At 70.9% G+C, this 22,800-nt stretch carries 16 protein-coding genes; 10 read left to right on the top strand and 6 right to left on the bottom strand.

What is annotated here, in order from left to right; genetic code table 11:
- Positions 1–209: 209 nt before the first annotated feature.
- Complete coding sequence (locus ACFVVO_RS31345) at positions 210–926, top strand: lamin tail domain-containing protein (RefSeq protein ID WP_390059430.1); 717 nt, start codon at positions 210–212, stop codon at positions 924–926.
- Between the two features lie 148 nt (positions 927–1,074).
- Entirely contained in the window at positions 1,075–2,259 is a 1,185-nt protein-coding gene (locus ACFVVO_RS31340; RefSeq protein ID WP_390059429.1) for a hypothetical protein, read from the top strand.
- Positions 2,260–2,312: 53 nt separating this feature from the next.
- Here the strand turns inward: ACFVVO_RS31340 and ACFVVO_RS31335 are convergent, their stop codons facing one another.
- Positions 2,313–3,467 carry a glutathione-independent formaldehyde dehydrogenase gene (locus ACFVVO_RS31335; protein WP_390059428.1) on the bottom strand — a complete coding sequence of 385 codons (1,155 nt, stop codon included), beginning with the start codon at positions 3,465–3,467 and terminating at the stop codon, positions 2,313–2,315.
- Between the two features lie 325 nt (positions 3,468–3,792).
- Between ACFVVO_RS31335 and ACFVVO_RS31330 the strand changes: the two genes are divergently transcribed.
- Together ACFVVO_RS31330 and ACFVVO_RS31325 are read left to right on the top strand one after the other, a co-directional pair.
- The gene (locus tag ACFVVO_RS31330; protein ID WP_390059427.1) at positions 3,793–4,482 is read left to right on the top strand and encodes a DUF4352 domain-containing protein; all 690 of its coding nucleotides are present in this window, start codon (positions 3,793–3,795) and stop codon (positions 4,480–4,482) included.
- Between the two features lie 173 nt (positions 4,483–4,655).
- Positions 4,656–5,582 (top strand): restriction endonuclease, encoded by a 927-nt coding sequence (locus ACFVVO_RS31325; protein WP_390059426.1) that lies wholly within the window; start codon positions 4,656–4,658, stop codon positions 5,580–5,582.
- Positions 5,583–5,624: 42 nt separating this feature from the next.
- Here ACFVVO_RS31325 and ACFVVO_RS31320 read toward each other — a convergent pair whose 3' ends face one another.
- Positions 5,625–5,840: a hypothetical protein gene (locus ACFVVO_RS31320; RefSeq protein WP_390059425.1), complete on the bottom strand. Its 216-nt coding sequence runs from the start codon at positions 5,838–5,840 to the stop codon at positions 5,625–5,627.
- Positions 5,841–6,005: 165 nt separating this feature from the next.
- On the bottom strand, positions 6,006–8,153 hold the full coding sequence (gene helR, locus ACFVVO_RS31315; protein ID WP_390059612.1) for an RNA polymerase recycling motor ATPase HelR: 2,148 nt from the start codon (positions 8,151–8,153) through the stop codon (positions 6,006–6,008).
- A gap of 334 nt (positions 8,154–8,487) precedes the next feature.
- On the opposite strand from helR, the gene ACFVVO_RS31310 reads away from it, so the two are divergent.
- Both ACFVVO_RS31310 and lpdA read left to right on the top strand, forming a co-directional pair.
- On the top strand, positions 8,488–10,698 hold the full coding sequence (locus ACFVVO_RS31310; RefSeq protein ID WP_390059424.1) for an FUSC family protein: 2,211 nt from the start codon (positions 8,488–8,490) through the stop codon (positions 10,696–10,698).
- Between the two features lie 308 nt (positions 10,699–11,006).
- Positions 11,007–12,419: a dihydrolipoyl dehydrogenase gene (gene lpdA / locus ACFVVO_RS31305; RefSeq protein WP_390059422.1), complete on the top strand. Its 1,413-nt coding sequence runs from the start codon at positions 11,007–11,009 to the stop codon at positions 12,417–12,419.
- A gap of 53 nt (positions 12,420–12,472) precedes the next feature.
- Here lpdA and ACFVVO_RS31300 read toward each other — a convergent pair whose 3' ends face one another.
- Positions 12,473–14,821: a GH92 family glycosyl hydrolase gene (locus ACFVVO_RS31300; RefSeq protein WP_390059420.1), complete on the bottom strand. Its 2,349-nt coding sequence runs from the start codon at positions 14,819–14,821 to the stop codon at positions 12,473–12,475.
- A 291-nt stretch (positions 14,822–15,112) separates the two neighbouring features.
- On the opposite strand from ACFVVO_RS31300, the gene rox reads away from it, so the two are divergent.
- Complete coding sequence (rox, locus tag ACFVVO_RS31295; protein WP_390059611.1) at positions 15,113–16,540, top strand: rifampin monooxygenase; 1,428 nt, start codon at positions 15,113–15,115, stop codon at positions 16,538–16,540.
- 191 nt (positions 16,541–16,731) lie between these two features.
- On the opposite strand, the gene ACFVVO_RS31290 is transcribed toward rox, so the two are convergent.
- Entirely contained in the window at positions 16,732–17,655 is a 924-nt protein-coding gene (locus ACFVVO_RS31290; RefSeq protein WP_390059419.1) for a YihY/virulence factor BrkB family protein, read from the bottom strand.
- Positions 17,656–17,990: 335 nt separating this feature from the next.
- Between ACFVVO_RS31290 and ctaD the strand changes: the two genes are divergently transcribed.
- The 3 genes from ctaD (at position 17,991) to ACFVVO_RS31275 (ending at position 21,285) form a co-directional block, all read left to right on the top strand.
- Positions 17,991–19,721, top strand: coding sequence for a cytochrome c oxidase subunit I (gene ctaD / locus ACFVVO_RS31285; protein ID WP_390059417.1), 1,731 nt, complete (start codon positions 17,991–17,993; stop codon positions 19,719–19,721).
- The gene (locus tag ACFVVO_RS31280) at positions 19,718–20,095 is read left to right on the top strand and encodes a hypothetical protein (RefSeq protein ID WP_390059415.1); all 378 of its coding nucleotides are present in this window, start codon (positions 19,718–19,720) and stop codon (positions 20,093–20,095) included. The genes ctaD and ACFVVO_RS31280 overlap by 4 nt, the downstream gene beginning before the upstream one ends.
- A gap of 359 nt (positions 20,096–20,454) precedes the next feature.
- Positions 20,455–21,285: an MBL fold metallo-hydrolase gene (locus ACFVVO_RS31275; RefSeq protein WP_390059413.1), complete on the top strand. Its 831-nt coding sequence runs from the start codon at positions 20,455–20,457 to the stop codon at positions 21,283–21,285.
- A gap of 46 nt (positions 21,286–21,331) precedes the next feature.
- Here ACFVVO_RS31275 and ACFVVO_RS31270 read toward each other — a convergent pair whose 3' ends face one another.
- Positions 21,332–22,786 (bottom strand): FAD-dependent oxidoreductase, encoded by a 1,455-nt coding sequence (locus ACFVVO_RS31270; protein ID WP_390059411.1) that lies wholly within the window; start codon positions 22,784–22,786, stop codon positions 21,332–21,334.
- Positions 22,787–22,800: the final 14 nt, after the last annotated feature.

Raw genomic sequence — 22,800 nt, 5'->3', positions numbered from 1 at the left:
CGGGATGTACCGGGCGACGTCCTCAGATGACTCATTCACCGCATTAATGGACATTGCATCCTAGAGTCACGGAAATATGCGTGAACCGTAACGGGCCTCGTGTGGGCGCCGGCGGCGCGGCCCGCGGCCTGCACGGTGTGGCTGTGCGGCCGCCCGGCCGCCACCCGCACAACCCTGAGAAGGGGGACACCTTGTCCGCTTCTGTCTTCGTGGCCGCACGTAGTGTCGCTGCCGCCACCGTCGCTGCGGCGGCCGTCGTGGGCGCGGCGGCACTGCCGGCCTCGGCTGCCGACCACGGCCGTTCGCAGCGCGCACAGGTCGTCATCAGCGCCGTGCAGCACGGCTCACACGTGCGCGACGCCCGCGCCCTGAACAGAGAGTGGGTCGAGATCAGCAACGAGGGCCGCCGCGACGTCAACCTGAACGGCTGGACGCTGTCCGACGAGGACGGTCACACCTACGTCTTCCGCTACTTCCGGCTCGAGGGCCGCGAGACGGTCCGCGTCCACACCGGCATCGGCCGGGACCGCGCCGGTGACGTCTACCAGGACCGCGGCCGTCAGGTGTGGGACAACAACGACACCGCGACCCTGCGCGACAACCGCGGTCGCTACATCGACTCCGCCTCCTGGGGCAACGACCGCCACGGCCGCTGGGGCGGCGGCTACCGCGACCACCGCGGCGACGACCGCCGCTACGACGACCGCGACCACTGGGGCGACCGCCGCTACGACGACCGCGACCACCGGGGCGACCGCCGCTACGACGACCGCGACCACCGCGGCGACGACCGCCGCTACGACGACCGCGACCACCGAGGTGACCGCCGCGGCGACGACCGCGACCACCGAGGTGACCGCCGCGGCGACGACCGCGACCACCGCGGTGACCGCCGCCACGGCGGCTGGCACGGTAACCACCGCTGATCCGGCCCTCGGCAGCCGTTGACCTGCGGCGCGGCACTCACCCGGAGTGGCGCGCCGCAGGCCGCTTTTCGTCACATGGCCGACGATAGGCCGTATTGCCCCACAGGACCGCTTCCCGCACACTGTGCGGTGACCAGGGGGAGGGGGCATGGCCATGTCCGCGGACGAACTACGCCGGCTTCTGGCGGAGTTCATCACTCAGCAGCGCAGGCTTGAACGAATCGCCGCTTGGGGTGAGCCGACACCGGCCCGGCTCGCCGACGCGACGCGGCTTTTGGAATCCGCAAGGTTCCTGCTCACAAGGGCCGAGAACGTGATCCGCGAGGGGCCGGAGCGGGACGGCGGCATCGATGCAGAGGACGCGTGTACGTGCCTGGCCATCCTCGTACCCAGCCTCCTGGCGTCCGTGGGCTACGAGGACCCCCCACCGCCCACCTTCACAGGAATCCTGGCCGACCTGGCCGAGGCCCGTGACACCCTGCGCAACCCGAGGACCGAGCAGGACAGGGCCGAAGCGCTGGGTTGTCTCGACGACATCATCGACCTCGTCGGGCAGGAAGCCGACAAAGCGCGGGCCGGCAAGGCGCCCGGATACTGGAGACTCCGCCTCAAGGGAGCTGTGAGAGTGTCGCGGGCACTCGTCCCGCACGTGGCCACCACGACTGCCGTCGCTCTGGTCTCCAGCGGTTCCGGCGGCGCCTTCACCGCCGCCCTTTCGACGGCCGGAACCTCGATCGCGGCCATTCTGCTGCCGTCCGCGAAAGATCTGAGGGATCTGTTCCACCCCCCTGAGCTTCGGCCGTCCGTCATCGCCCTGCACAGGACGGCGGCGGAGAAGGCGTTGCGAGAGGGACGTCGCCTGCTCGCGATCCTCGAGAACCCCGATGGTGAGGCCGGTGACTGGCTTTGGGCAGATCAGGCCCATGCCGCCGCGGAACTCCATCTGCGAGTGCTCTCGGATGTCCCCGAGGCGGGCATTGCACATCTCGAGCGTGACGCCGACGACCTCCTGCGGTCGCTCGAACGCTTGGAGGAGGTCGCCGACGGCCCTGGGGAGGACACGCCGGACATCGAGCCTCACGCCGTCAGTCTCCAGCAGGTGTTTGAAGGCATGGGCGAAGACGCCGGCGAACACGCGATACCCGGTCGGGTACGCCGCGGAAGGCGGACCATCACGCGTGCCGGGCAACCCTTGGGCCGCAACGGACGGTTTGAGGAATCGACGATCGACGCGAACGTACCCGAGACCCCGCCGCCCGGCACACCCGACGCCTCGCCCCCTCGCACCCCGCGCCTTCCTCCGCCAGGAGGAAACGGCATAGGCAGCCTGTGAGCCGGATCCGCAGGGCCCGGGCGCCGGAGCCGGCGCCCGGGCCCTGAGTCACGTCATGCCGCGAGCGCGTGGCCCGGGTGCAGCACGACCTTCGTGTAACCCTCGATCCGCTTGTCGAACTTCTCGTACGCCCCAGGCGCGTCCTCGAGCGGCAGCTCGTGCGAGACCACGAAACTGGGCTTGGCGCGCCCGGCGATGATCATGTCGCGCAACTGGCGGTTGTACCGCTTGACGTTGCACTGGCCGGTGCCCATCTGCTGGCCCTTCTCGAACATCCGGCCGATGGAGACCAGCAACTGGCCGTGCTTGGCGTGCTCGTCGGGTCCGCCCGGGTCGGACGGCACGTACAGGCCGGGCACGCCGAGCATGCCGGTGGGCCGTACCGTCTCGACAAGGGTGTTGAGGACGACGGCGGGCTCCTCGTGGCTGACGTCCTTGTGGGACGTGGCCTGGTAGCCGACGGCGTCCACGCCCTTGTCGGTGCCCTCGCCCGAGGTCTGCTCCTTGATCTGCTCGGCCGGGTCGCCCTTGGTGAAGTCGATGGGTATGGCCCCGATCTCCGCCGCCTTGGCGAGCCGCTCGGGCACCCGGTCCACCGAGAAGACCTTGGACGCACCGCGCAGCAGAGCCGAGTAGGCGGCCATCAGGCCGACCGGACCGGCACCGAACACGGCCACGGACTCACCGGGCGACACCTGCGCCAGCTCGCAGCCGTGGTACCCGGTCGGGAAGATGTCGGCGAGCAGCACGAAGTCCGTCTCGAACTCCTCGCCCGGCGGCAGCTTCAGGCAGTTGAAGTCGGCGAACGGCACCCGCAGCCGCTCCGCCTGGCCACCCACGTAGGGACCCATCGCGACGTAGCCGTACGCTCCGCCCGCGAAACCCGGATTCACCGTCAGGCAGAACCCGGTCTTCCCGGCGAGACAGTTCTTGCAGAACCCGCAGGCCACGTTGAACGGCATCACGACCCGGTCGCCCTTCGACAGCGAGGCCACGCCACTGCCGACCTCCTCGACGATGCCGAGGTTCTCGTGGCCGAAGACGATGCCGGCTTCCGCGGCCGTACGGCCCTCGTACATGTGCAGATCGGACCCGCAGATCGCGGTCGACGTGACTCGTACGATCACGTCGTTCGGGTGCTGTATCTGCGGATCGTCGACGTCCCTCACCGTCACGTTGAACGGCTTCTCATAGACGACGGCTTTCACCTTCGGTCACCTCCGCGTCGAACGCCGGACGGCGGCGGTGACGGGCCGCTCCTGAGAGCACCCGGGCAGGCGGACCTGCGGGCCCGAGCCCCGTGGTCCCGCGGAGTCCTCGTCGCGCCGCTGAACACTTCCAGCAAACGCCCGCGCGGCCCGATCCGCAAAGGCACGCGCTCTCCGGCGCCGCGGACCCGCGCGCGTCAACTCCATTGCCTCAGGGGCAACATTGATCACGAAAGGGCGACTTTCACCGATTTGAAGCAACCGTGCGCACTCCTCACCAGTCACACACGCGCAAGACACACAGCGCGAATCATCGGGACAGACCATGAGCCAGCAGCAGTACCCTCAGCCCGAGCAGCCCGGCTACGGAGGCCCGCAGAACCAGCCCGGCTACGGAGGCCCGCAGAACCAGCCCGGCTACGGAGGCCCGCAGCAGGGCTGGGGCACGCCCCCGCCCCAGACACCGAAGAAGCCCGGCGCGGGCAAGATCATCGGGTTCGGCTGCCTCGGCATCGTCGCCCTCTTCGTCGTGATCGGTATCATCGGCGCGATCATCGGCGGTGGCGACGGCAAGAGCGACGACAAGGCCGGCTCCGGCAAGGGCGGCGCCCCGGCTGCCGCGGCGTCCGAGAAGGCCGGCACCTCCAAGGGGGGCGCGTCGAAGGACGCCGAGCCGGCCGCGAAGGCGGCACCGGTGAAGATCACGGCCAAGAAGGCCGCCTTCTCCAAGAGCATCCTCGCCGACGGCAGCGACTACACCAGCGTGTCGATCACCATCACCAACAACGGCGACGAGAAGCTCAGCGTCAACCCGCTCTACTTCTCCGTCACCGACACCCACGGCACCAAGCACACCGCCGAACTCGGCATGGACGACAACCAGATCGACACGGTCGACCTGGCCCCGGGCGAGAACATCTCCGGCACCGTCACCGGCAAGGGTGCCTTCACGGCGAAGTACGTGACGTACACGGAGAACCTCATCGGTGACCCGATCCGCGCCGACGTCTCCTGACCCGGCGACCGCATCCACGGCGACGCGCGGCGCGGCTCGCCGTGGATGCGGCTCTGACGACACGAGGACATGGCGTTCCGGCCGGGTGGATCTCAACCACCGTTGAAGTTGACGATCTTGGGCACGCGTAGCCGGGTGATCTTCGTCGTCGCTCTCCCGGAGGGAAGCCCAGCATGACCGTCCCCGCGCGCCCGTTCCGCCCCGCCGACCGTGACCGGCGGCGCTTCGACCTGCGTACGACCGCCCTGTTCTTCGGGCTGCTCGCGATCATTCTGTGCGTCATGACCTTCGTCGCCCGCACCGCGGTCGACATCGTCGAACGCCGTCCGCTCTGGGCCTGTTCACTGGCCATGGTGAGTTTCGCGGCGGCGCTGATGTGCAGGTCCCGGTGGCGGCGTCTGTCCGTCGCGAGATGCGCGCGCCGTGCCGCGGAGACGCTGGAGGTGGCGGCCGAGACGGCCTCCGACACACTGCGCGCCCCGGCCCCGGCCCCGTCCCCGGCCCCGGCCCCGTCCCCGGCCCCGTCTCCGGCCCCGTCCCTGATCCCGGCTCCGGTCGAGTCGGTGGACGTGGCGGTGGCGCCGACCGCACCGGCCGGCGTACCGAGCGAGGCCGGCAGCCCTGGTCCGGAAGCCACGTACCCCGGCACTGGGCCGCTCGGGCTCGGTGGTGACGAGGCGACCGTCCCTCTCGACGACGTGGTCGATCACGCCGAGCTCGACCCCGACGCCTTCGAACAGGCCATAGCCGACCTGTGCGCACGTGACGACTGCCGGCAGGTGGAAGTGGTGGGCGGCGCGGGCGACTTGGGCGCGGACGTCACCGCGGTCACCCCGGACGGCCGGCGCGTGGTCATCCAGTGCAAGCGCTACTGCGACACCAACAAGGTCGGCTCGCAGGACATGCAGCGCTTCGGCGGTACCTGCTTCACCGTCCACGAGGCGGACATAGCGGTGGTCGTCACGACGAGCGACTTCACGGCACCGGCCCTCGAGTACGCCCAGCAGTGCGGGATCCTGTGCGTCAACGGCGCGGAGCTGAGTGCCTGGTCCGACGGCACCGGACCCTGCCCCTGGGATCTCGCGGAACCCGGCGTCTGAGGGGCGGCGGCGGAGCACACCGTGGTGCCGAGGGCACCTCCACTAGCCGGTTCCGGACTCCAGGACGCGACGGGCCGCCTCGGCCTCCGCGGCCGGCGGGGACAGCTCGTCGAGGGTGTCGAGTTCGGTGTCCGACTCCAGCTCCCGTTCCCAGGCCGCCGCGAGCCGCTCCTGTTCCTCGCGGGGCCTGGCGGCCACGGCCTCCCGGTGCTCCGGGTCCAGGGCCGCGAGGAAACGTCCCACCGGGTCCGTCGGCATACCGTGCTCCTTGTTCGCCGGGAAGGGGCAGCTCGCGCTCCAGCATGGCCAACGGGTTCGGCGCCGGCCGCCCGACACGGCCTGCGACCACCCTGATGGCCCCGCCGCCGGCCCGCCCCGCCATGGAGCCTTCCCGCCGCCGGCCCGTTTCGGCGGCGGCCCGGGTCAGGGACTCGTGAGGACTACAAGCTGTCCGGTCGCCCGGGTCATCGCGACATAGCGGTCCACGGCGCCTTCGACCCCGTCGCCGAACTCCGCCGGGTCGACCAGGACGACCAGGTCGAACTCGAGCCCCTTCGCCAGCTCCGGGGTCAGCGACCGCACCCGGGACGTCGCCCGGAAGGCCGGAACCCCGATGACACAGGCGATGCCGTCGGCGTGGGCGGCGAGCCAGGTGTCGAGGACCGCGTTCAGGTCCGCCCTCGGTCCGTGCACGACCGGGACCCCGGTGCTGCGGACGGAGACCGGCACATTGGCGTCCGGCAGCACGGCCCGGATGACCGGCTCGGCCACGGTCATGATCTCCTGCGGCGTGCGGTAGTTGATGCTCAACGAGGCCCGCTCGATCCGGTCGAGCCCGATCCGCTCGAGCCGTTCCCGCCACGACTCCGTGAACCCGTGCCGGGCCTGGGCGCGGTCCCCGACGATGGTGAAACTGCGGGACGGGCACCGCAGCAGCAGCATCTGCCACTGCGCGTCGGTCAGTTCCTGGGCCTCGTCCACCACGACGTGCGCGAACGGCCCCGCGAGCAGGTCGGGTTCGGTGACGGGCAGCTCGGACTCGTCGACCAGGTTCCGCCGCAGGTCCGCCCGGCGCAGCTGTGTCACCAGGCCCTCGCCGTCGTCATCGGCCTCGATCAGGCTGTCGACGACCTGCGCCATGCGTGCGCTCTGAACGGCGAGGGCGGCCTCCTGCCGGCGCCTGCGCCGCGAGGCCTCCGGGTCGCCGAGCCGCTGCCGTGCCGCGTCCAGGAGTGGCAGGTCGGACAGCGTCCAGGCCCGGGCGTCCGCGCGCCGCAGCTTGCGGACCTCCTCGCGGCTCAGCCAGGGCGCGCACAACCGCAGGTAGGCGGGGACCGACCACAGGTCCGCGACGAGGTCGGCCGCCTCGAGCAGCGGCCAGGCGCGGCCGAACGCGGTGAGCAGGTCCCTGTCCCGGGCCAGTGCGGTGCGCAGCGCCTCGGTAGGGGCGTCGCCGTCGTGCTTGTCCACCAGGATCGTGAGCAGTTCCGCCCAGACCTGATCACGGGCCTCGTTGTGCGGGGTGCCGGGATCCGCCGACTCGAACGCCACGGCCCAGTCGTCGGCGCCCAGCCGGACGTCGGACCAGGGGGTCGTGATCGTCATCTCCTCGGCCGGCGGTTCCTCGTAGAACCTGACGGCCGTCTCGATCGCCTTCACCATGTCCGTCGACGACTTCAGGCGGGCCACGTCCGGATCGGCCTCGGTGCCCGCCTCCGCTCCCTCGGCCACGAGGTCCCGCAGGGTGCAGGTCCGCACGCCCTCCTCGCCGAGGCTGGGCAGGACGTCGGAGACGTAGGCGAGATAGGGCCGGTGCGGGCCGACGAACAGCACGCCTCCCCGGCGGTGCCCGAGGCGGGGGTCGGAGTACAGCAGATAGGCGGACCGGTGCAGGGCGACGACGGTCTTCCCCGTACCCGGACCGCCGTCGACCACGAGAGCACCCCGCGATCCCGCCCTGATGACGGCGTCCTGGTCGGCCTGGATGGTGCCCAGCACATCCCGCATCCGTGCCGACCGGTTGCCGCCGAGGCTCGCCACGAAGGCGGACTGGTCGTCGAGCGCGGCGTGCCCGGCGAATCCGTCCGCGGCGAACACCTCGTCCCAGTAGTCGCCGATCCGGCCGCCGGACCAGCGGTACCTGCGGCGGCTCGCCAGCCCCATCGGGTTGGCGTGGGTGGCTCCGAAGAACGGCTCGGCCGCGGGGGAGCGCCAGTCGACCAGCAGCCGGCGCCCCGCGCTGTCCGTCAGGCCCAGCCGTCCGACGTACACCGGCTGGGAGCTGTCCGTCCCGACCAGGCGGCCCAGGCACAGGTCGAGACCGAAGCGCCGCAGCGCGCGCAGCCGAGCGGTCAGCCGATGGATCTCCGCGTCCCGGTCCATCGCCTGCCGGCCCGCGCCACCGGGCGCCATGCGCTCGGCGTCGAGGCGGTCGCGGACCTCGGCGATCGACCGCGCGAGCGCCTCGGCGACGGCCGCGAAATGCCTTTCGTCGTCGGCGATCAGCCGCGGGTCGGCCTTCGCGGAAAGGCGGTCGGGAAGGTCGAACGCACTGGTGGTCAGAGGGTTCAGGATGATCAGCTCCGCAATTCCGGACCGCGACCGCACCGCGAGCGCCGGCACCGGTTCGACGTGCTTGCACGCACCAATGCCGACAACACCGCAGGTACTTCGCGATTCCTGTATTTCCGCAGGTTCTGGCTTCGGCCGGCAATTGTGCGGTACGACGGGGGCCTTGCCGCAAGCCCCCTGGTGCGCTATAAGTTGAGAGTGGAAAGGAGTGGAAAACCTCCTTTCCCTTTCTTTTTGCCCGCGTTCTTTTTCCCGGTCGGCGCGCTGCTCGCTTCCCCGCGGGCACCTGGCCGCTGCGCGTGCCGGGTACCGGACGATGCGGGATTCTGTAAGCGTGTGTGGTGTCCCAGCCGGCCGGATTCCCGCGGCCTACGCCGCCTCGGGCCGCCGAGCGGTACGCGTGACGCTGGTCGCCGCGGCGGGGTTCTTCCTCTTCCGCTACGGCCTTGGCCTCCCCGTCGCGGCGACGTACGCCCTGTTCTCCGCCGTGGCGCTGGGCGGACTGTCCAAGATCCCCGGCACCGGACGTCAGCGGGCCGCGACGGGACTGCGCGCGCTGCCGGTGTGCTGGCTGCTGGTGATCGTCGGCACCTGTCTGTCGGTGCGGACCTGGAGCGCCGTCGCCGGCATGCTGATCGTGGGCTTCGCCCTGGCCTTCACGGCCGTGGGCGGTCCCCGCCCGGCCGGCGCGGCTCCCGGTCTGCAACTGCTCTACATCCTGCCCTCCTTCCCGCCGTACGACCCCGGCTCGCTCGGCGAACGCCTGATCGGTACGACGACGGGACTGGCCCTGCTCATCGCCGCCGAGGCGCTGCTCCTCCCCGAGCCCCCGCCACCGTCGTACCGGGAGCGGGCCGCCCACGCCGCACGGACCGCGGCCCACTGCGCGACCCTCCTGACCGCACCCCCGCACGCCCTGACCGGCACGGACAGCGGGGCAGCCCGGGAGGCCGGCGCGGCACTGCGGCCCCTGACCGTGCCGGAGGCGGAGCGTCCCGCCGGGCCGGGGCTGCGCGACCGGGCCCTCGCCCACACCGGCCTTGCCACCCGCACCCTGCTCAGCCGGCTGGCACAACTGACCACCCCGCCCGGCGACGATCAGGGCCCCCGGGTGACCGCGGTCCTGCACGCGGTCGCGGGCCTCTCCACCGGGACCGCGAACAGCCTCGGATCGGGGCCGGCGCCCGTGGCCGCCTACGAGGAACTTGCCGCGGCCCGCGCACACCTGTCGGCCACGTCCGGCGGCCCCGCGTCCGCCGGGGCCGCCGCCACCGGCGGCACACACCGGCCGGTTTTCCCGCCCGCCGTACTGCGCCGGCACGCCGCCGTACTGGAGATCGCCGACGCCGCGCTGGCCATGGCCACGGCGGCCGACCTCGCGGTACGGGGCCGCCGGGCATCGGTGCCGGTGCCGCCGGGCCGCTTCTGGTACGCCACGATCCGGGCCCCGAGGCTGTGGTGGCACCGGGTGCGCGGCCATGCCGGGCGCCGGTCGGTGTTCTTCCAGAACGCGGTGCGCATCGCCCTGGCCCTGACCGCGGCCCGGCTCATCGCGGGCGTGGACACGCTGCCCCACGGATTCTGGGCGATGCTGGCCACGCTCACCCTCACCCGGACCACCATGGACGAGACCTGGAGCACCATCCGCCGGGCGCTCGGGGGGACGCTGGCCGGGGCGTTGCTGACCGCCGGACTGCTGACCCTGGTGGGCGCCCACACCGAGATCTACGCCGCCGTACTCCCGCTGTGGATGCTCCTCGCCTTCACCCTGGGCCCGGTCAAGGGCGTCGGCTGGGCGCAGGGCCTGTTCACGGTACTCGTGGCCCTGGTCTTCGCCCAGCTCGCGCCGCCGACCTGGCGGCTGGCCGAGGTCCGCCTGCTGGACGTGCTGGTCGGCAGCGCGATCGGCGCGGTGTTCGGGCTGCTCGCCTGGCCCCGCGGCGCCCACGACGAGCTGCGCCACGCGGCGGCGGAACTCCTGCGCAGGGCGGCCGAGATCGTGGTGGCCACCAGCGCCGACGTGGCGGCCGGTGGCCCGGTGGCAGCCGTACCGCTCGCGGTCTCCGGCCACCGCTCGCTGCACCAGGCGGTCATCCTCGCCGAGTCCGCGTACGCCCAGTTCCAGAGCGAGCCGACGCTCTTCGGAGGCCGGGGGAGAGGGGCGGCGCTGCCCACGGTGGACTGGCAGGCCACGCTCATCGCCGGGCACCACACCCTGTGGGGATCCGAACGGCTGCTGGAACCGCCGCCCGACCCGCTGAGCCCGGCCGCCGCCGGGTCGGCCGCCGGACTCGGGGACCGGGTGGCCGGGCGGATGCTGCTCGTCTCGGCTGCGCTCGACCCCGGGAGCGACACCCCGGCCGCGCCGGTGCCCCGCCTCGACCCCGCCCTCGCGGGACTCACCGCGGAGCCGCCCGGCGCACCCCGGCTGTACTACGCGACCGTCTCGTGGCTGAGCGCGCTGATGACCGACCTGGCCCGCATCCCGCGCGCCGGCCCCGTACCCGAGCCCACGACGATGACCGCGGCACGGGCCCGCGAATAGTGCTGTGGCCGGAAAGGATTGCCGGGAAGCCCGCGGCGTCCGGTGCGGTGCGTCGCAAGGCGGAGCTTCCGCCCGCGTACTGGATGTACTCGGGTGATGCGACAACGCGGCGAGGTGCCGTGCCGGGTGTCGCGAGCCGGTGAACCTTTCCGATGGCAGTACTGGCGAAATCCGCCCGCGTTCCGATACGGCGGCGGCCGGTCAGGAAAGAAGCGGTTGCGGGAGCCGGTCCGGCGCGTGGATGATCCATTCGAGGCCGGGCACCCACATCCGGTCGCCAAAACCGTTCCACAGGAAGGGAAACCCCCATGCCCGAGCTGGACGAACGCTTCGACGTAGTGGTCCTCGGAGCGGGACCCGGCGGCTACGTCGCCGCTGTCCGCGCCGCGCAGCTGGGCAAGCGCGTCGCCGTCGTCGAGGAGAAGTACTGGGGCGGTGTCTGCCTGAACGTGGGATGCATCCCGAGCAAGGCGCTGCTGCGCAACGCCGAGCTGGCGCACATCTTCACGCGCGAGGCGAAGACCTTCGGCATCAAGGTCGACGGGCAGGTGTCCTTCGACTTCGGCGAGGCCTTCCGCCGCAGCCGCAAGGTCGCCGACGGCCGCGTCAAGGGCGTCCACTACCTGATGAAGAAGAACGGGATCACGGAGTTCGACGGCCGCGGCACCTTCCTCGACCCGCACACGCTCGAGGTGGCGGGTTACGACGGTTCGACGCGCACGATCGGCTTCGACCACTGCGTCATCGCCACCGGCGCCACCCCCAAGCTGCTCCCCGGCACCCGCCGCACCTCCCGGGTGGTGACCTACGAGGAGCAGATCCTCGCCGAAGAACTGCCCCAGTCGATCGTGATCGCCGGCGCCGGGGCGATCGGCGTGGAGTTCGCGTACGTCCTGCACAACTACGGCGTGAAGGTCACCATCGTCGAGTTCCTGGACCGCATGACCCCGCTCGAGGACGCCGAGGTGTCCGCGGAGCTCGCCCGCCAGTACCGCAAGCTGGGCATCGACGTGCTGACCTCCACCAGGGTCGACGCCATCGACGAGTCGGGCCCGCGGGTGCGGGTCACCGTCACCGCCAAGGACGGATCACAGCAGGTCCTGGAGGCCGACAAGGTCCTGCAGGCGATCGGTTTCGCCCCGAACATCGAGGGCTACGGCCTGGACAAGGCCGGCGTACGGGTCACCGAGCGCGGCGCGATCGACGTCGACGGCCGCTGCCGCACCTCCGTTCCGCACATCTTCGCCATCGGCGACGTCACCGCAAAGCTGATGCTCGCGCACGCCGCCGAGGCGATGGGCATCGTCGCCGCCGAGACCCTGGCCGACGCGGAGACCATGGAGCTCGACTACGCGATGATTCCGCGCGCGACCTACTGCCAGCCCCAGGTCGCCAGCTTCGGTTACACCGAGGCCCAGGCCCGCGAGCTGGGTCACGAGGTCAAGGTCGCCAAGTTCCCTTTCAGCGCGAACGGCAAGTCGCACGGTCTCGGCGACGCCACGGGCTTCGTGAAGCTGATCAGCGACGCCAAGTACGGCGAGCTGCTCGGCGGTCACCTGATCGGCCCGGACGTCACCGAGCTGCTGCCCGAGCTGACCCTGGCTCAGCAGTGGGATCTGACGGTCCATGAGGTGGCGCGCAATGTGCACGCCCATCCGACTCTGGGCGAGGCCGTCAAGGAGGCCGTGCACGGCCTGGCCGGCCACATGATCAACATGTGAGAGAGGCCGCGGCCACGATCCGGCGATCGTGGCCGCGGCCCGTCCCTCATGGGTCAGTCGAGCGCCGGCGGCCCGTCATGGGCGTCCGTCCCCCACCCGGACGGCTCGGCACCGACCGTGAACGCCAGCGACCGCATGCCGCGCAGCTCACGCGTCGTCACATAGGTGCGGCCGTAGGGGGCGCCGTCGACGCGCGCCGACTGGATGTAGCGGCTGCCGTCGGAGGTACCGGGTGCCGTCACGGTGAGCGAACCGCGTGGGTAGTAGCGGCGGTCCAGCGTGAGGTCGACACGCTCGAAGACGGGCGTGGACAGGCCCCAGCTGTCATAGCCGGGCTGTACCGGGAAGACACCGATCGACGACAGCACGTTCCACGCGGACATGGTGCCGAGGTCGTCGTTGCCGGTCATGCCGGTCGGGGTGTCGGTGAAGAGGGTCAGCGCGGCATGCACCACATCGGTGGTCTTCCACGGCTGACCGGTCGAGAGATAGGTGTACGGGGCGATGAGGTCGGGCTCGTTCTGCGGGTTGTACTTGTCCGCGTTGTAGTAGTCGTACGGGCCGTTCACCCACACCTCGCGTGCGGTCTTCGCGGGGGCCTGCACCAACTTGTCATAGGCGAAGAAGGAGTCCAGCCGCTCGTTGGCAGCCTGCTTGCCGCCGATCAGGCCGACCATGCCCGGCAGGTCCTGCGGCACGAGCCACTGGTACTGCCAGGACGTGCCCTCGTGGAACCCGTCGCTCCGCGCCGGATCGGCCGGCCCGGTGAAGGCGCCGGAGGCGTCGCGCGCACGGAAGAAGCCGGTCGAGGAGTCGAAGATCCGGCGGTAGTTCTGGGCCCGGGCCGCGTAGCGCGCGGCGTCCGCGTCATGTCCGAGGTCGCGTGCCATCTCGGCGAGCATCGCGTCCGACAGGGCGTACTCCAGCGTCGCCGAGGCACCGTGGTCGTAGTCCGAGTCGCCCGGCTTCACGTGCGGGCGGCCCTTGACGTAGGGCGCGAAACCGTCCGCGATATACTCCTTGTTGGCCTCGCGGCCCACCGCCGGCGAGTCGGCCGGCGGCACCCCGTCGGCGTTCTTCTTGAGGGCGCGGTAGGCCCGGTCCTCGTACCCCTTGAGCAGGCCCTGCTGGTAGGCGTTGGTGAGGAACGGGGTGACCGGGTCGCCGGTCATGATGTTCGTCTCGACCGTGCCGTAGCCCCACTTGGGCAGCCAGCCGCTTTCCTCGTCGATCCGGATCACCGATATCGCCATGTCCCTCGCCTCACGCGGCGCGAGCAGGGAAAGCAGCTGCGACTGGGTGCGGTAGGTGTCCCACAGGGACCAGTTCTGGTAGTACGTGAAGTCCCGGGCGCGGTGGATCCGCTGGTCCCAGCCGGTGTACCGGCCGTCGGTGTCGCTGCCGATGTTGGGGGCCAGGAAGGACCGGTACAGCGACGAGTAGAACGTGCGCCGCAGGGTCTCGCTCCCGCCCCGCACGCGTACGTCGTCGAGCCGGTCCTCCCAGGCACGCCGGGCGGCGGCGCGGACCTGCTGGAACGAACGCCCGCCCTCCGCACGGAGGTTGAGCGCGGCTCCGTGGGCGTCCACGTACGACAGGGCGGTCGTGGCCTCGACGGTCCGGTCCTTGCTCGTGTCGAAGCGGACGTACGCGCCGTCCCGGCCGCTCTTCGAACCGTCGCTGACCGTGGAGCCGTCCCAGGTGCCGAACGCGGTGAACGGGCGGTCGAACCGGGTGATGGTGTACACCGTGTACGGCTTGGTGTCCTGGCAGAACCCGCTGCCGGTGATCGCGGTGCGCACGGTGTGGTCGTCGAGGACCTCGACCTTGGTGGACACGGTCCGGTGCAGCGACTGACCGGCGTTGAGCAGGACGTTGGCCTTGTCGGTGGCGGGGAAGGTGTAGCGCTGCACACCGGTGCGCGCGGTCGCCGTCAGCTCGGCGTCGATGCCGGTCTTCAGCCCGACCTTGTAGTAGCCGGGGCTGGCCTGCTCCGCGTCGTGGCTGAACTCGGCCTGGTACTCGGCGTAGTCGGTCGATGTGACGTCGCCGGTGGTCGGCAGGACGGGCAGGTCACCCCCCAGGCCGCAGCCGACGCCCGAGAGATGGACGAGCGAGAAGCCCCGGATGTGGTTCTGGGCGTAGTCGTAACCGGTGTTGTGCCCGGTGTCCGGTGACAGCTGCACCATGCCGAAGGGCACGGCCGCGCCCGGATAGGTGTTGCCCTCGTTCTGGGTGCCGATGAACGGATTCACGAGGTCGGTCAGTTGGCCGTCCGGTACGGCGGCCGCCTGGGCCGTGGGCGCGGCGAGGGCGGCGCCGATCAGCGCGGCCGCCGCGACCACCGTGCCCGCGTCGCGTAGGCGTCGGCTCCAACTCGTGCGCGGATGGGTCCCACTCATGGGCGCGTACGCCTCCCCGGTCTGGACAACGTTGTCAGATCGCACAGCGCGCCCATTCTTTGTGCTGTACGTGTACGCGTCAAGGGTGTCGACGAAGGCCGGATTCCGGTCCGCACCCCGCGGCAGGGAAGGTCGCCGGTCCACAGCGGGACGGCAAAAGGAAAGGCAAGGAGGTCATACCGCTCCTTGCCACTCTCAACGTATAGCGAACCTGGGCCCTTGCGGCAAGGCCCCCGTCCTGCTGCAGAATTCCCGGCCGAAGGCAGGAGCTGCGGAAACATGGGGAACTTGATGACCGACGTGATCGTCGCGGGTGGCGGCCCGACCGGCCTGATGCTGGCCGCCGAACTACGGCTGCACGGTGTGCGGGTGCTCGTGCTGGAGAAGGAGCCGGAGCCGGCCACCTTCGTCCGAGCGCTCGGTCTGCACGTGCGCAGCATCGAGGTGATGGACCAGCGCGGCCTGCTGGAGCGGTTCCTGGCGCTCGGCCAGAAGTTCGAGACCGGCGGCTTCTTCGCCGGCCTGGGCACCTCCTGGCCCGACCGGCTGGACACCGCCCACTCCTACGTCCTCGGCATCCCGCAGACCGTCACCGAGCGCCTGCTGAACGCGCGCGCCGTCGAGGCGGGGACCGAGATCCGGCGCGGCCGCGAACTGGTCGGGCTGACCCAGGACGACGACGGGGTGACCGCCGAACTGGCCGACGGCACAAGGCTCCGCGCGCGCTATCTCGTCGGCTGCGACGGCGGCCGCAGCACGGTGCGCAAGCTGCTCCGCGTCGGCTTCCCCGGCGAGCCCTCCAGGGTCGAGACCCTGCTGGGCGAGATGGAGGTGGCGGTACCTCCAGAGACGCTGGCCGCCGTGGTGGCCGAGGTTCGCAGGACACAGACGCGGTTCGGTGCGATGCCCCTCGGGGACGGGGCGTACCGCGTCGTCGTACCCGCCGACGGGGTGGCCGAGAACCGCTCGGTCCCGCCGACCATCGAGGACTTCAGACGGCAACTGCGCGTGTTCGCCGGCACCGACTTCGGCGTGCACTCACCGCGCCGGCTCTCCCGCTTCGGCGACGCCACCCGGCTGGCCGAGCGCTACCGCACCGGCCGGGTGCTGCTTGCGGGCGACGCCGCGCACATCCACCCGCCGACCGGCGGACAGGGCCTCAACCTCGGCATCCAGGACGCCTTCAACCTCGGCTGGAAGCTCGCCGCCGAGGTGAACGGCTGGGCACCGGAAGGGCTTCTGGACAGCTACCACATCGAACGGCACCCGGTGGCCGCCGAAGTACTGGACAACACCCGCGCGCAGATGGAGCTGATGTCCACCGAGCCGGGTGCCCGGGCGGTGCGCCGGCTGATGTCGGAACTGATGGACTTCGAGGAGGTGAACCGGCACCTGATCGAGAAGATCACCGCGATCGGGATCCGCTACGACTTCGGTGACGGACATCGGCTGCTCGGCCGGCGGCTGCGGGACGTGCAACTGAGGCGAGGCCGCCTGTACGCGCTGATGCACGCGGGGCGCGGGCTGCTGCTCGACCAGACCGGCCGGCTGTCGGTCGCCGGGTGGGCGGACCGGGTCGACCATGTCGTCGACGTCAGCGAGGAACTGGACGTCCCCGCGGTACTGCTGCGGCCCGACGGTCACGTGGCCTGGGTCGGCGAGGACCAGCGGGATCTGGTCGGCCGCCTGCCCGAGTGGTTCGGCGCCGCCGGCGACTGACGCCCTGCCCGGGGTGGTGGAGCGGCTCCGCCAGAGGTCGCGGAGCAGCGCCATCTCCGCCATGTGGTGGATGAACTCGAGCCGGTCGGCCCACCTCGGCCCCGCGTAATCCGAGACCGCACGCTCCGCGCATCGGTCGCGTGTCCGGCCGCCGGGTGCCCCGCACCGGTGCGCTTCATCGGGCGCGGCGTTCAGACGCGGGAGGCGTCGCCGCCCGGGAGCGGGCCCGTGGCCTGCGCCTTGTGGAGTTCGGCGGTGAACTGCGCGCCGGCGAGCAGCGCGAGGTTGGACAGCCAGAGCCAGACGAGGAAGACGACGATGCCGGCGAGGGACCCGTACAGCCGGCTGTAGGTGCCCAGCACATCGGCGTACAGGGCGAAGCCGGCCGAGGCGGTCAGCCACAGCGCGGCGGCCAGGGCCCCGCCGGGCAGGGCGTGGCGGCTTCGGCGTGCCGGTGCGGGCCCGGTGTGGAAGACCACGACGACCAGCACCGCCACCAGGCACAGCAGCAGCGGCCAGCGGGCGATGCCCCAGATGAGCTGCGCGGTGCCGCCCAGGCGCAGCAGGCGGCCGAGGAGCTCTGCCACGGGCCCGGACAGCATGAGCACCAGGGCACTGACGACGAGCAGAGCCAGCAGCACCAGGGCGGTCGCCACGATGCGGTGCGCCTTGCGCCAGGGTGAGCGGCGGTCGGGGATGCGGTACATGCCGTGCAGGGCACGGCGGAAGACGGCCAGATAACTGCAGGCCGACCACAGTGCGCTGACGGCGCCCGCCGTCATCAGCGTCCAGGTCGTGGAGTGCCGCCTGAGCACACCGGCGAGCACGCCGTGGAGTTCGGCGCCCGACTGGCCGGGAGCGTAGTGCGTGACGTGGGCGATGAACTCCGCGGCCGTGCTGGGGCTGACCAGGCCGAAGGCGAGGACGGTGACCAGCAGGGACGGGAGGACCGCCAGGATCGCGTAGTAGGTCAGCGCGGCGGCGTAGTCGGTGAGGTCGTCGTTCCACATCGTCACCGGTGTCCGGCGCAGGGCCGGCCACCAGTCGCGGGCCGGCCTGCTCAGGCCGCCGCGGAGGCGGCCTGGTCGCCGGGCCGGGCGCAGGTCAGCGGACATGCGGCATCCGGAGGAAACGGCGGCCGAAGCGCAGGATGACTGCTGTGCGCGAGGTCAACTTCTCTTCCAGGGTCCGGGTGCGCTGACCTGTCCTGCTTGGTCACGGTCGCCGAAGGCTATCAGCAGGCCCTCGGTGACCTGGTCCGATGCCCGGGAATCCGGGCGGCCACCGCGTTTTCACGGCAACGCGCGTACGGCGGACATACTCCCTTAGAGGGCGAATGTCATTCCATTGGCCGCGTATTCGGCCGGTCAAGGCGATATCCCACGTTTGTCGCGGCGAGGATGGTGGCCGACTGGCAACGCGAACCGCGACATCGGGAGACATCCAACCTGTGAGCATCCTCAACGAACCTCCCGGCGCAGCGGCAGCCGAGGACTCGTACGAGAACGAGTTGCCGGTCAGGCGCAAGCAGCCCGGCAATGTGGTGGTCAGGTGGCTGACGACCACCGACCACAAGACGATCGGCACGCTGTATCTGTCGACGTCGTTCCTGTTCTTCCTGTTCGGCGGGGTGATGGCGCTGATCATCCGGGCCGAGCTGGCCCGGCCCGGCCTGCAGATCGTCTCCAAAGAGCAGTACAACCAGCTCTTCACGATGCACGGCACCGTGATGCTGCTGATGTTCGCCACTCCGCTGTTCGCCGGGTTCACCAACTGGATCATGCCGCTGCAGATCGGCGCCCCGGACGTGGCGTTCCCACGGCTGAACATGTTCGCCTACTGGCTCTACCTGTTCGGCTCGCTCATCGCGGTGGGCGGTTTCCTCACCCCGCAGGGGGCGGCCGACTTCGGCTGGTTCGCGTACACCCCCTTGTCGGACGCGATCCGGTCGCCGGGCCTGGGTCCGAACCTGTGGATCCTGGGTCTGGCCTTCTCCGGTTTCGGCACCATCCTCGGCGCGGTCAACTTCATCACCACGATCATCTGCATGCGCGCCCCGGGCATGACCATGTTCCGGTTGCCGATCTTCACGTGGAACGTGCTGCTGACCGCGGTCCTGGTCCTGTTCGCCTTCCCGGTGCTCGCCGCCGCGCTGTTCGCGCTGGCCGCTGACCGCATCTTCGGTGCGCACGTGTACGACCCGGCCAACGGCGGCCCGATCCTGTGGCAACACCTCTTCTGGTTCTTCGGCCATCCAGAGGTGTACATCATCGCTCTGCCGTTCTTCGGCATCGTCACCGAGATCCTCCCGGTGTTCTCCCGCAAGCCGGTCTTCGGTTACATGGGCCTCGTGGCCGCCACCATCTCGATCGCCGGTCTCTCGGTGACGGTGTGGGCGCACCACATGTTCGTCACCGGTGCGGTACTCCTGCCCTTCTTCTCCTTCATGACGTTCCTGATCGCCGTGCCGACCGGTGTGAAGTTCTTCAACTGGATCGGCACCATCTGGCAGGGCTCCTTGTCCTTCGAGACGCCGATGCTGTGGGCGACGGGCTTTCTCGTCACCTTCCTCTTCGGCGGTCTGACCGGCGTCATCCTGGCGTCACCGCCCATGGACTTCCACGTGTCCGACTCCTATTTCGTGGTGGCCCACTTCCACTACGTGGTCTTCGGAACGGTCGTCTTCGCGATGTTCGCCGGCTTCCATTTCTGGTGGCCGAAGTTCACGGGCAAGATGCTGGACGAACGTCTGGGCAAGATCACCTTCTGGACGCTGTTCGTCGGCTTCCACGGCACCTTCCTGGTCCAGCACTGGCTGGGCGCCGAGGGCATGCCGCGTCGTTACGCCGACTACCTGGCGGCCGACGGCTTCACCGCCCTGAACACGATCTCGAGCATCAGCTCGTTCCTGCTGGGCCTGTCGATGCTGCCGTTCCTCTACAACGTGTGGAAGACGGCCAGGTATGGCAAGCCGGTCGGCGTGGACGACCCGTGGGGCTACGGCCGTTCGCTGGAGTGGGCGACGTCCTGCCCGCCGCCGCGGCACAACTTCTACACCCTGCCGCGGATCCGCAGCGAATCCCCGGCGTTCGATCTGCATCACCCCGAGGTGGCCCAGCTCGAACACGAGGCCAACGTCGGCCGGCGTGACGTGGCCGAGCCAGAGGGCGGCCAGCGGTGACATCGCCGAACCGTCCTGGCGCCCCCCGGGGCGGCCAGGACGGCTCGCTCGCCAACGAGGTCGAGGGCTACCTGCTCCTGCACGCGGAACTCGAGCAGGCCCAGCGTGAGGCCGAGGCGCTCTGCGCCCGCCTGCCCTGGCTCACCACCGGCCAGGCCGAGGACCTCACCCAGCACTACACCGAGCAACGCCTCGACCTGACACGCAAGGCACTCCAGGCCACGGCCGACCGTGCCAAACGCCTGCGCGGCGAATACGAGGCCCGCTACCGCGAACTGCGCCGAATCCTGATCCGACGCCACACCGTGACCGCCTGCTTCATCCTCACCTGCACCGGCACGGCGAACACCCTGGCCTGGTACGCCACCCGCTGACCTGTCCGCACCGGGGGCCACGGATCGTCGCAGGCATGCCTCCCCGGCCGCCGCGCCGCAGGGCGATCAGTCCCGCTGCCGTCTCCCCGAAGCCGCGACCGAAGCCGTCGGCGTGCAGTGCGTCGAGGCAATCGTTGTCCAGGCCGCCCCGCCACTCGTACGTGATCGTGATGGGTCGATCGTACGGCCGGGCGGAATACCGAGGCGTCGTCGCGAAGCGTTCGTCCCCCGCTGCCGTGGACGGAAGGCACCGATCCGGCGTGTGCTCCAGGGAGGCGATGGGAACCCGGGGCCAGTGGACCAGGGTGTGGACGGGACAGGCGGGCTCGGCTCGTCGGGTGAGGACTGTCATGGGTGACATGGACGATGCGGTTGATCTTCATTTCATCGGCAACGCGACGGTCGTGCTGCGATACCGCGGCCTGACGCTGCTGACGGACCCGAACTTCCTGCACCGCGGCGAGCGGGCACATCTGGGCTACGGGCTGGTCAGCCGACGGCTCACCGAGCCGGCCCTGGATGCGGCGGACCTGCCCCGCCTCGACGGCGTCGTCCTCTCCCACCTGCACGGGGATCACTGGGACCGCCGGGCCAGGAGCCATCTGGACCGGTCGGTGCCCATCGTCACCACACCGCACGCCGCACGCCGGCTGCGTACCTTTCAGGGGTTCGGCAGGGCGGGCGGCCTTCGCACCTGGGAAAGCTGCGTCCTGGAGCGGGGTGACGCACAGGTCCGTGTGACATCCCTGCCCGGTCGCCACGCCCTGCGGCCAGTGCTGCGCGGTCTGCTGCCGCCCGTCATGGGCAGCATGCTGGAATTCGGCCCCGCCGACGGCCCGGTACAGGTGCGGCTGTACCTCTCGGGCGACACCCTGCTGTACGCCGGTCTGGAAGACATCGCCCGGCGTTTCCCCACCGCCGACCTGGCCGTACTCCACCTGGGCGGCACCCAGCTCCCCGGGGGCTTCGTGGTCACCATGGACGGCGCCCAGGGGGCCGAGCTCGCCCGGCGCCTGGACTACCGGCACGTCCTGCCCGTGCACTACGACGACTACACGGTCTTCCGCTCCCCGCTGCACGACTTCCTGGCCGAGGCGCGCAGGCTGGGACTCGACGAGCGGCTCGTGCACTGCCCCCGCGGCCGGCATGCACGATTGGCACCCCGCGGCGACCGGCACACCGTCCGTTGAGATCCCCACGACCGTGGGGCGGCGGCCCCGGCGCGGGTGGGGCCGGTCATGAGGTGTGACTGGACCGGTGTGCGGGCGGCCGGTGTGCGGCGCTGGTGAGCTGGTCGAGTATCCGCTGCTCCGACGGCTGGAGCGGGGGCTCGAGCGTCTGGGGGAGGGCCGGCCCGGTCAGGGCCGCGAGCAGGGCCCTGGGCCGCAGCGCGCGGGTGGCGGGCGCGGTGAGGCTGGTGACGTCCCACAGTGCCGAGGCCGCTTCGTAGGTCCCGGTCGCGGCTCGGGTCAGCCGGTTCGTGTACCAGGCGGCTACCCGGTCGGCGACTCCCGGCTGTGCGCCGACGACGCCCGGGTAGAGGACGTCCACTCCGACGGCGGTCGACCAGGCCGTGTCGACATGGCGGCCCGCACCGCGCAGGACGCGCCGGGACAGGCCGGTACCGGTGAGGCCGTGCCGCTGGAGCTCCTGGGCCAGGACCTGGGCGCCGAGCGCCGCCACCGACATGCCCTGCCCGTAGGCGGGGTTGAAGGTCGCCAGCGCGTCGCCGAGGACGATCAGCCGCTCGGGCCACTGGTCGGCCTTCTCGAAGTATCGGCGGTTGTTGTCGGTGCTGTGACCCCGGCTGACCGCCACGTCGGTGAGGGGCTCGGCGCCGGAGATGAGGTGGCCGATGATGGGGTGCGGCAGGGCGAGGGCGTAGCGCAGGAAGCCCTCGGGGTCGCGGGGCGGTTCACCGCCTCGGGTGCCGGCCGCGCTGACCATCCACCGGTTGCCTTCGATGGGCAGGACCATGGCGCTGCGGCCGGGCCGGCCGTTGTAGGGGTTGGCCTGCACCAGGGTCAGCGGGAACGATTCGGCACCCGCCGGGGTCCGGTAGATCCGGGTGGCGTTGGTGAGACCGGAGTCGATCTTCTTCTCCTCGACGCCGGTGATGCCGATGCCGGCCAGCCAGGCGAGGCTGCCCGAGCCGCGGCCGCTCGCGTCGACGACGATGTCCGCTTCCAGCTCGTCGCCCAGCCCGTGGTCCGTCTCCTGGCCGAGCCGGACGCCGCGGACCCGCCGGGCGTCGCCGAGGAACCCCTCGACGGTCGCCTGATGGACGGTCACGTTGGCCCGGGTCTCGAGGAGGATCTGCCGCAGGACCCAGTCGGTCAGCGCGCGGGTACAGGTGATCATGTGCGGGCCGCTGCGTTTCCACCGGTGGAACCAGCCGCCGTCCGGAGTGAGGGCCACCATCCCGTTGCCGAGCGCGATCTCGTGCGCCCCCGCCTGCAGAAGGCGGTCGCGCACGCTGACGGGGAACAGCGACTCCATCGCGGACAGGCCGCCGGCCATGAGCAGATGGGCGTGCCGTCCCTGGGGCACACCACGCCGGTTCTCGGGCCCTTGGGGCAGCTCGTCCCGGTCGAGCACATGGACCTGCAGCGTGGGTTCCGCCAGGACCAGCGCTGCTGCGGCCACCAGTCCGGCCGTGCCGGCTCCGATCACGACAGCTTTGTGCGGCAACGGGCTCTCCTCGT

This window comes from Streptomyces sp. NPDC058145, from assembly GCF_042884245.1.
Lineage (GTDB): Bacteria > Actinomycetota > Actinomycetes > Streptomycetales > Streptomycetaceae > Streptomyces.
This window is presented reverse-complemented; position numbering and strand designations above follow the sequence as displayed.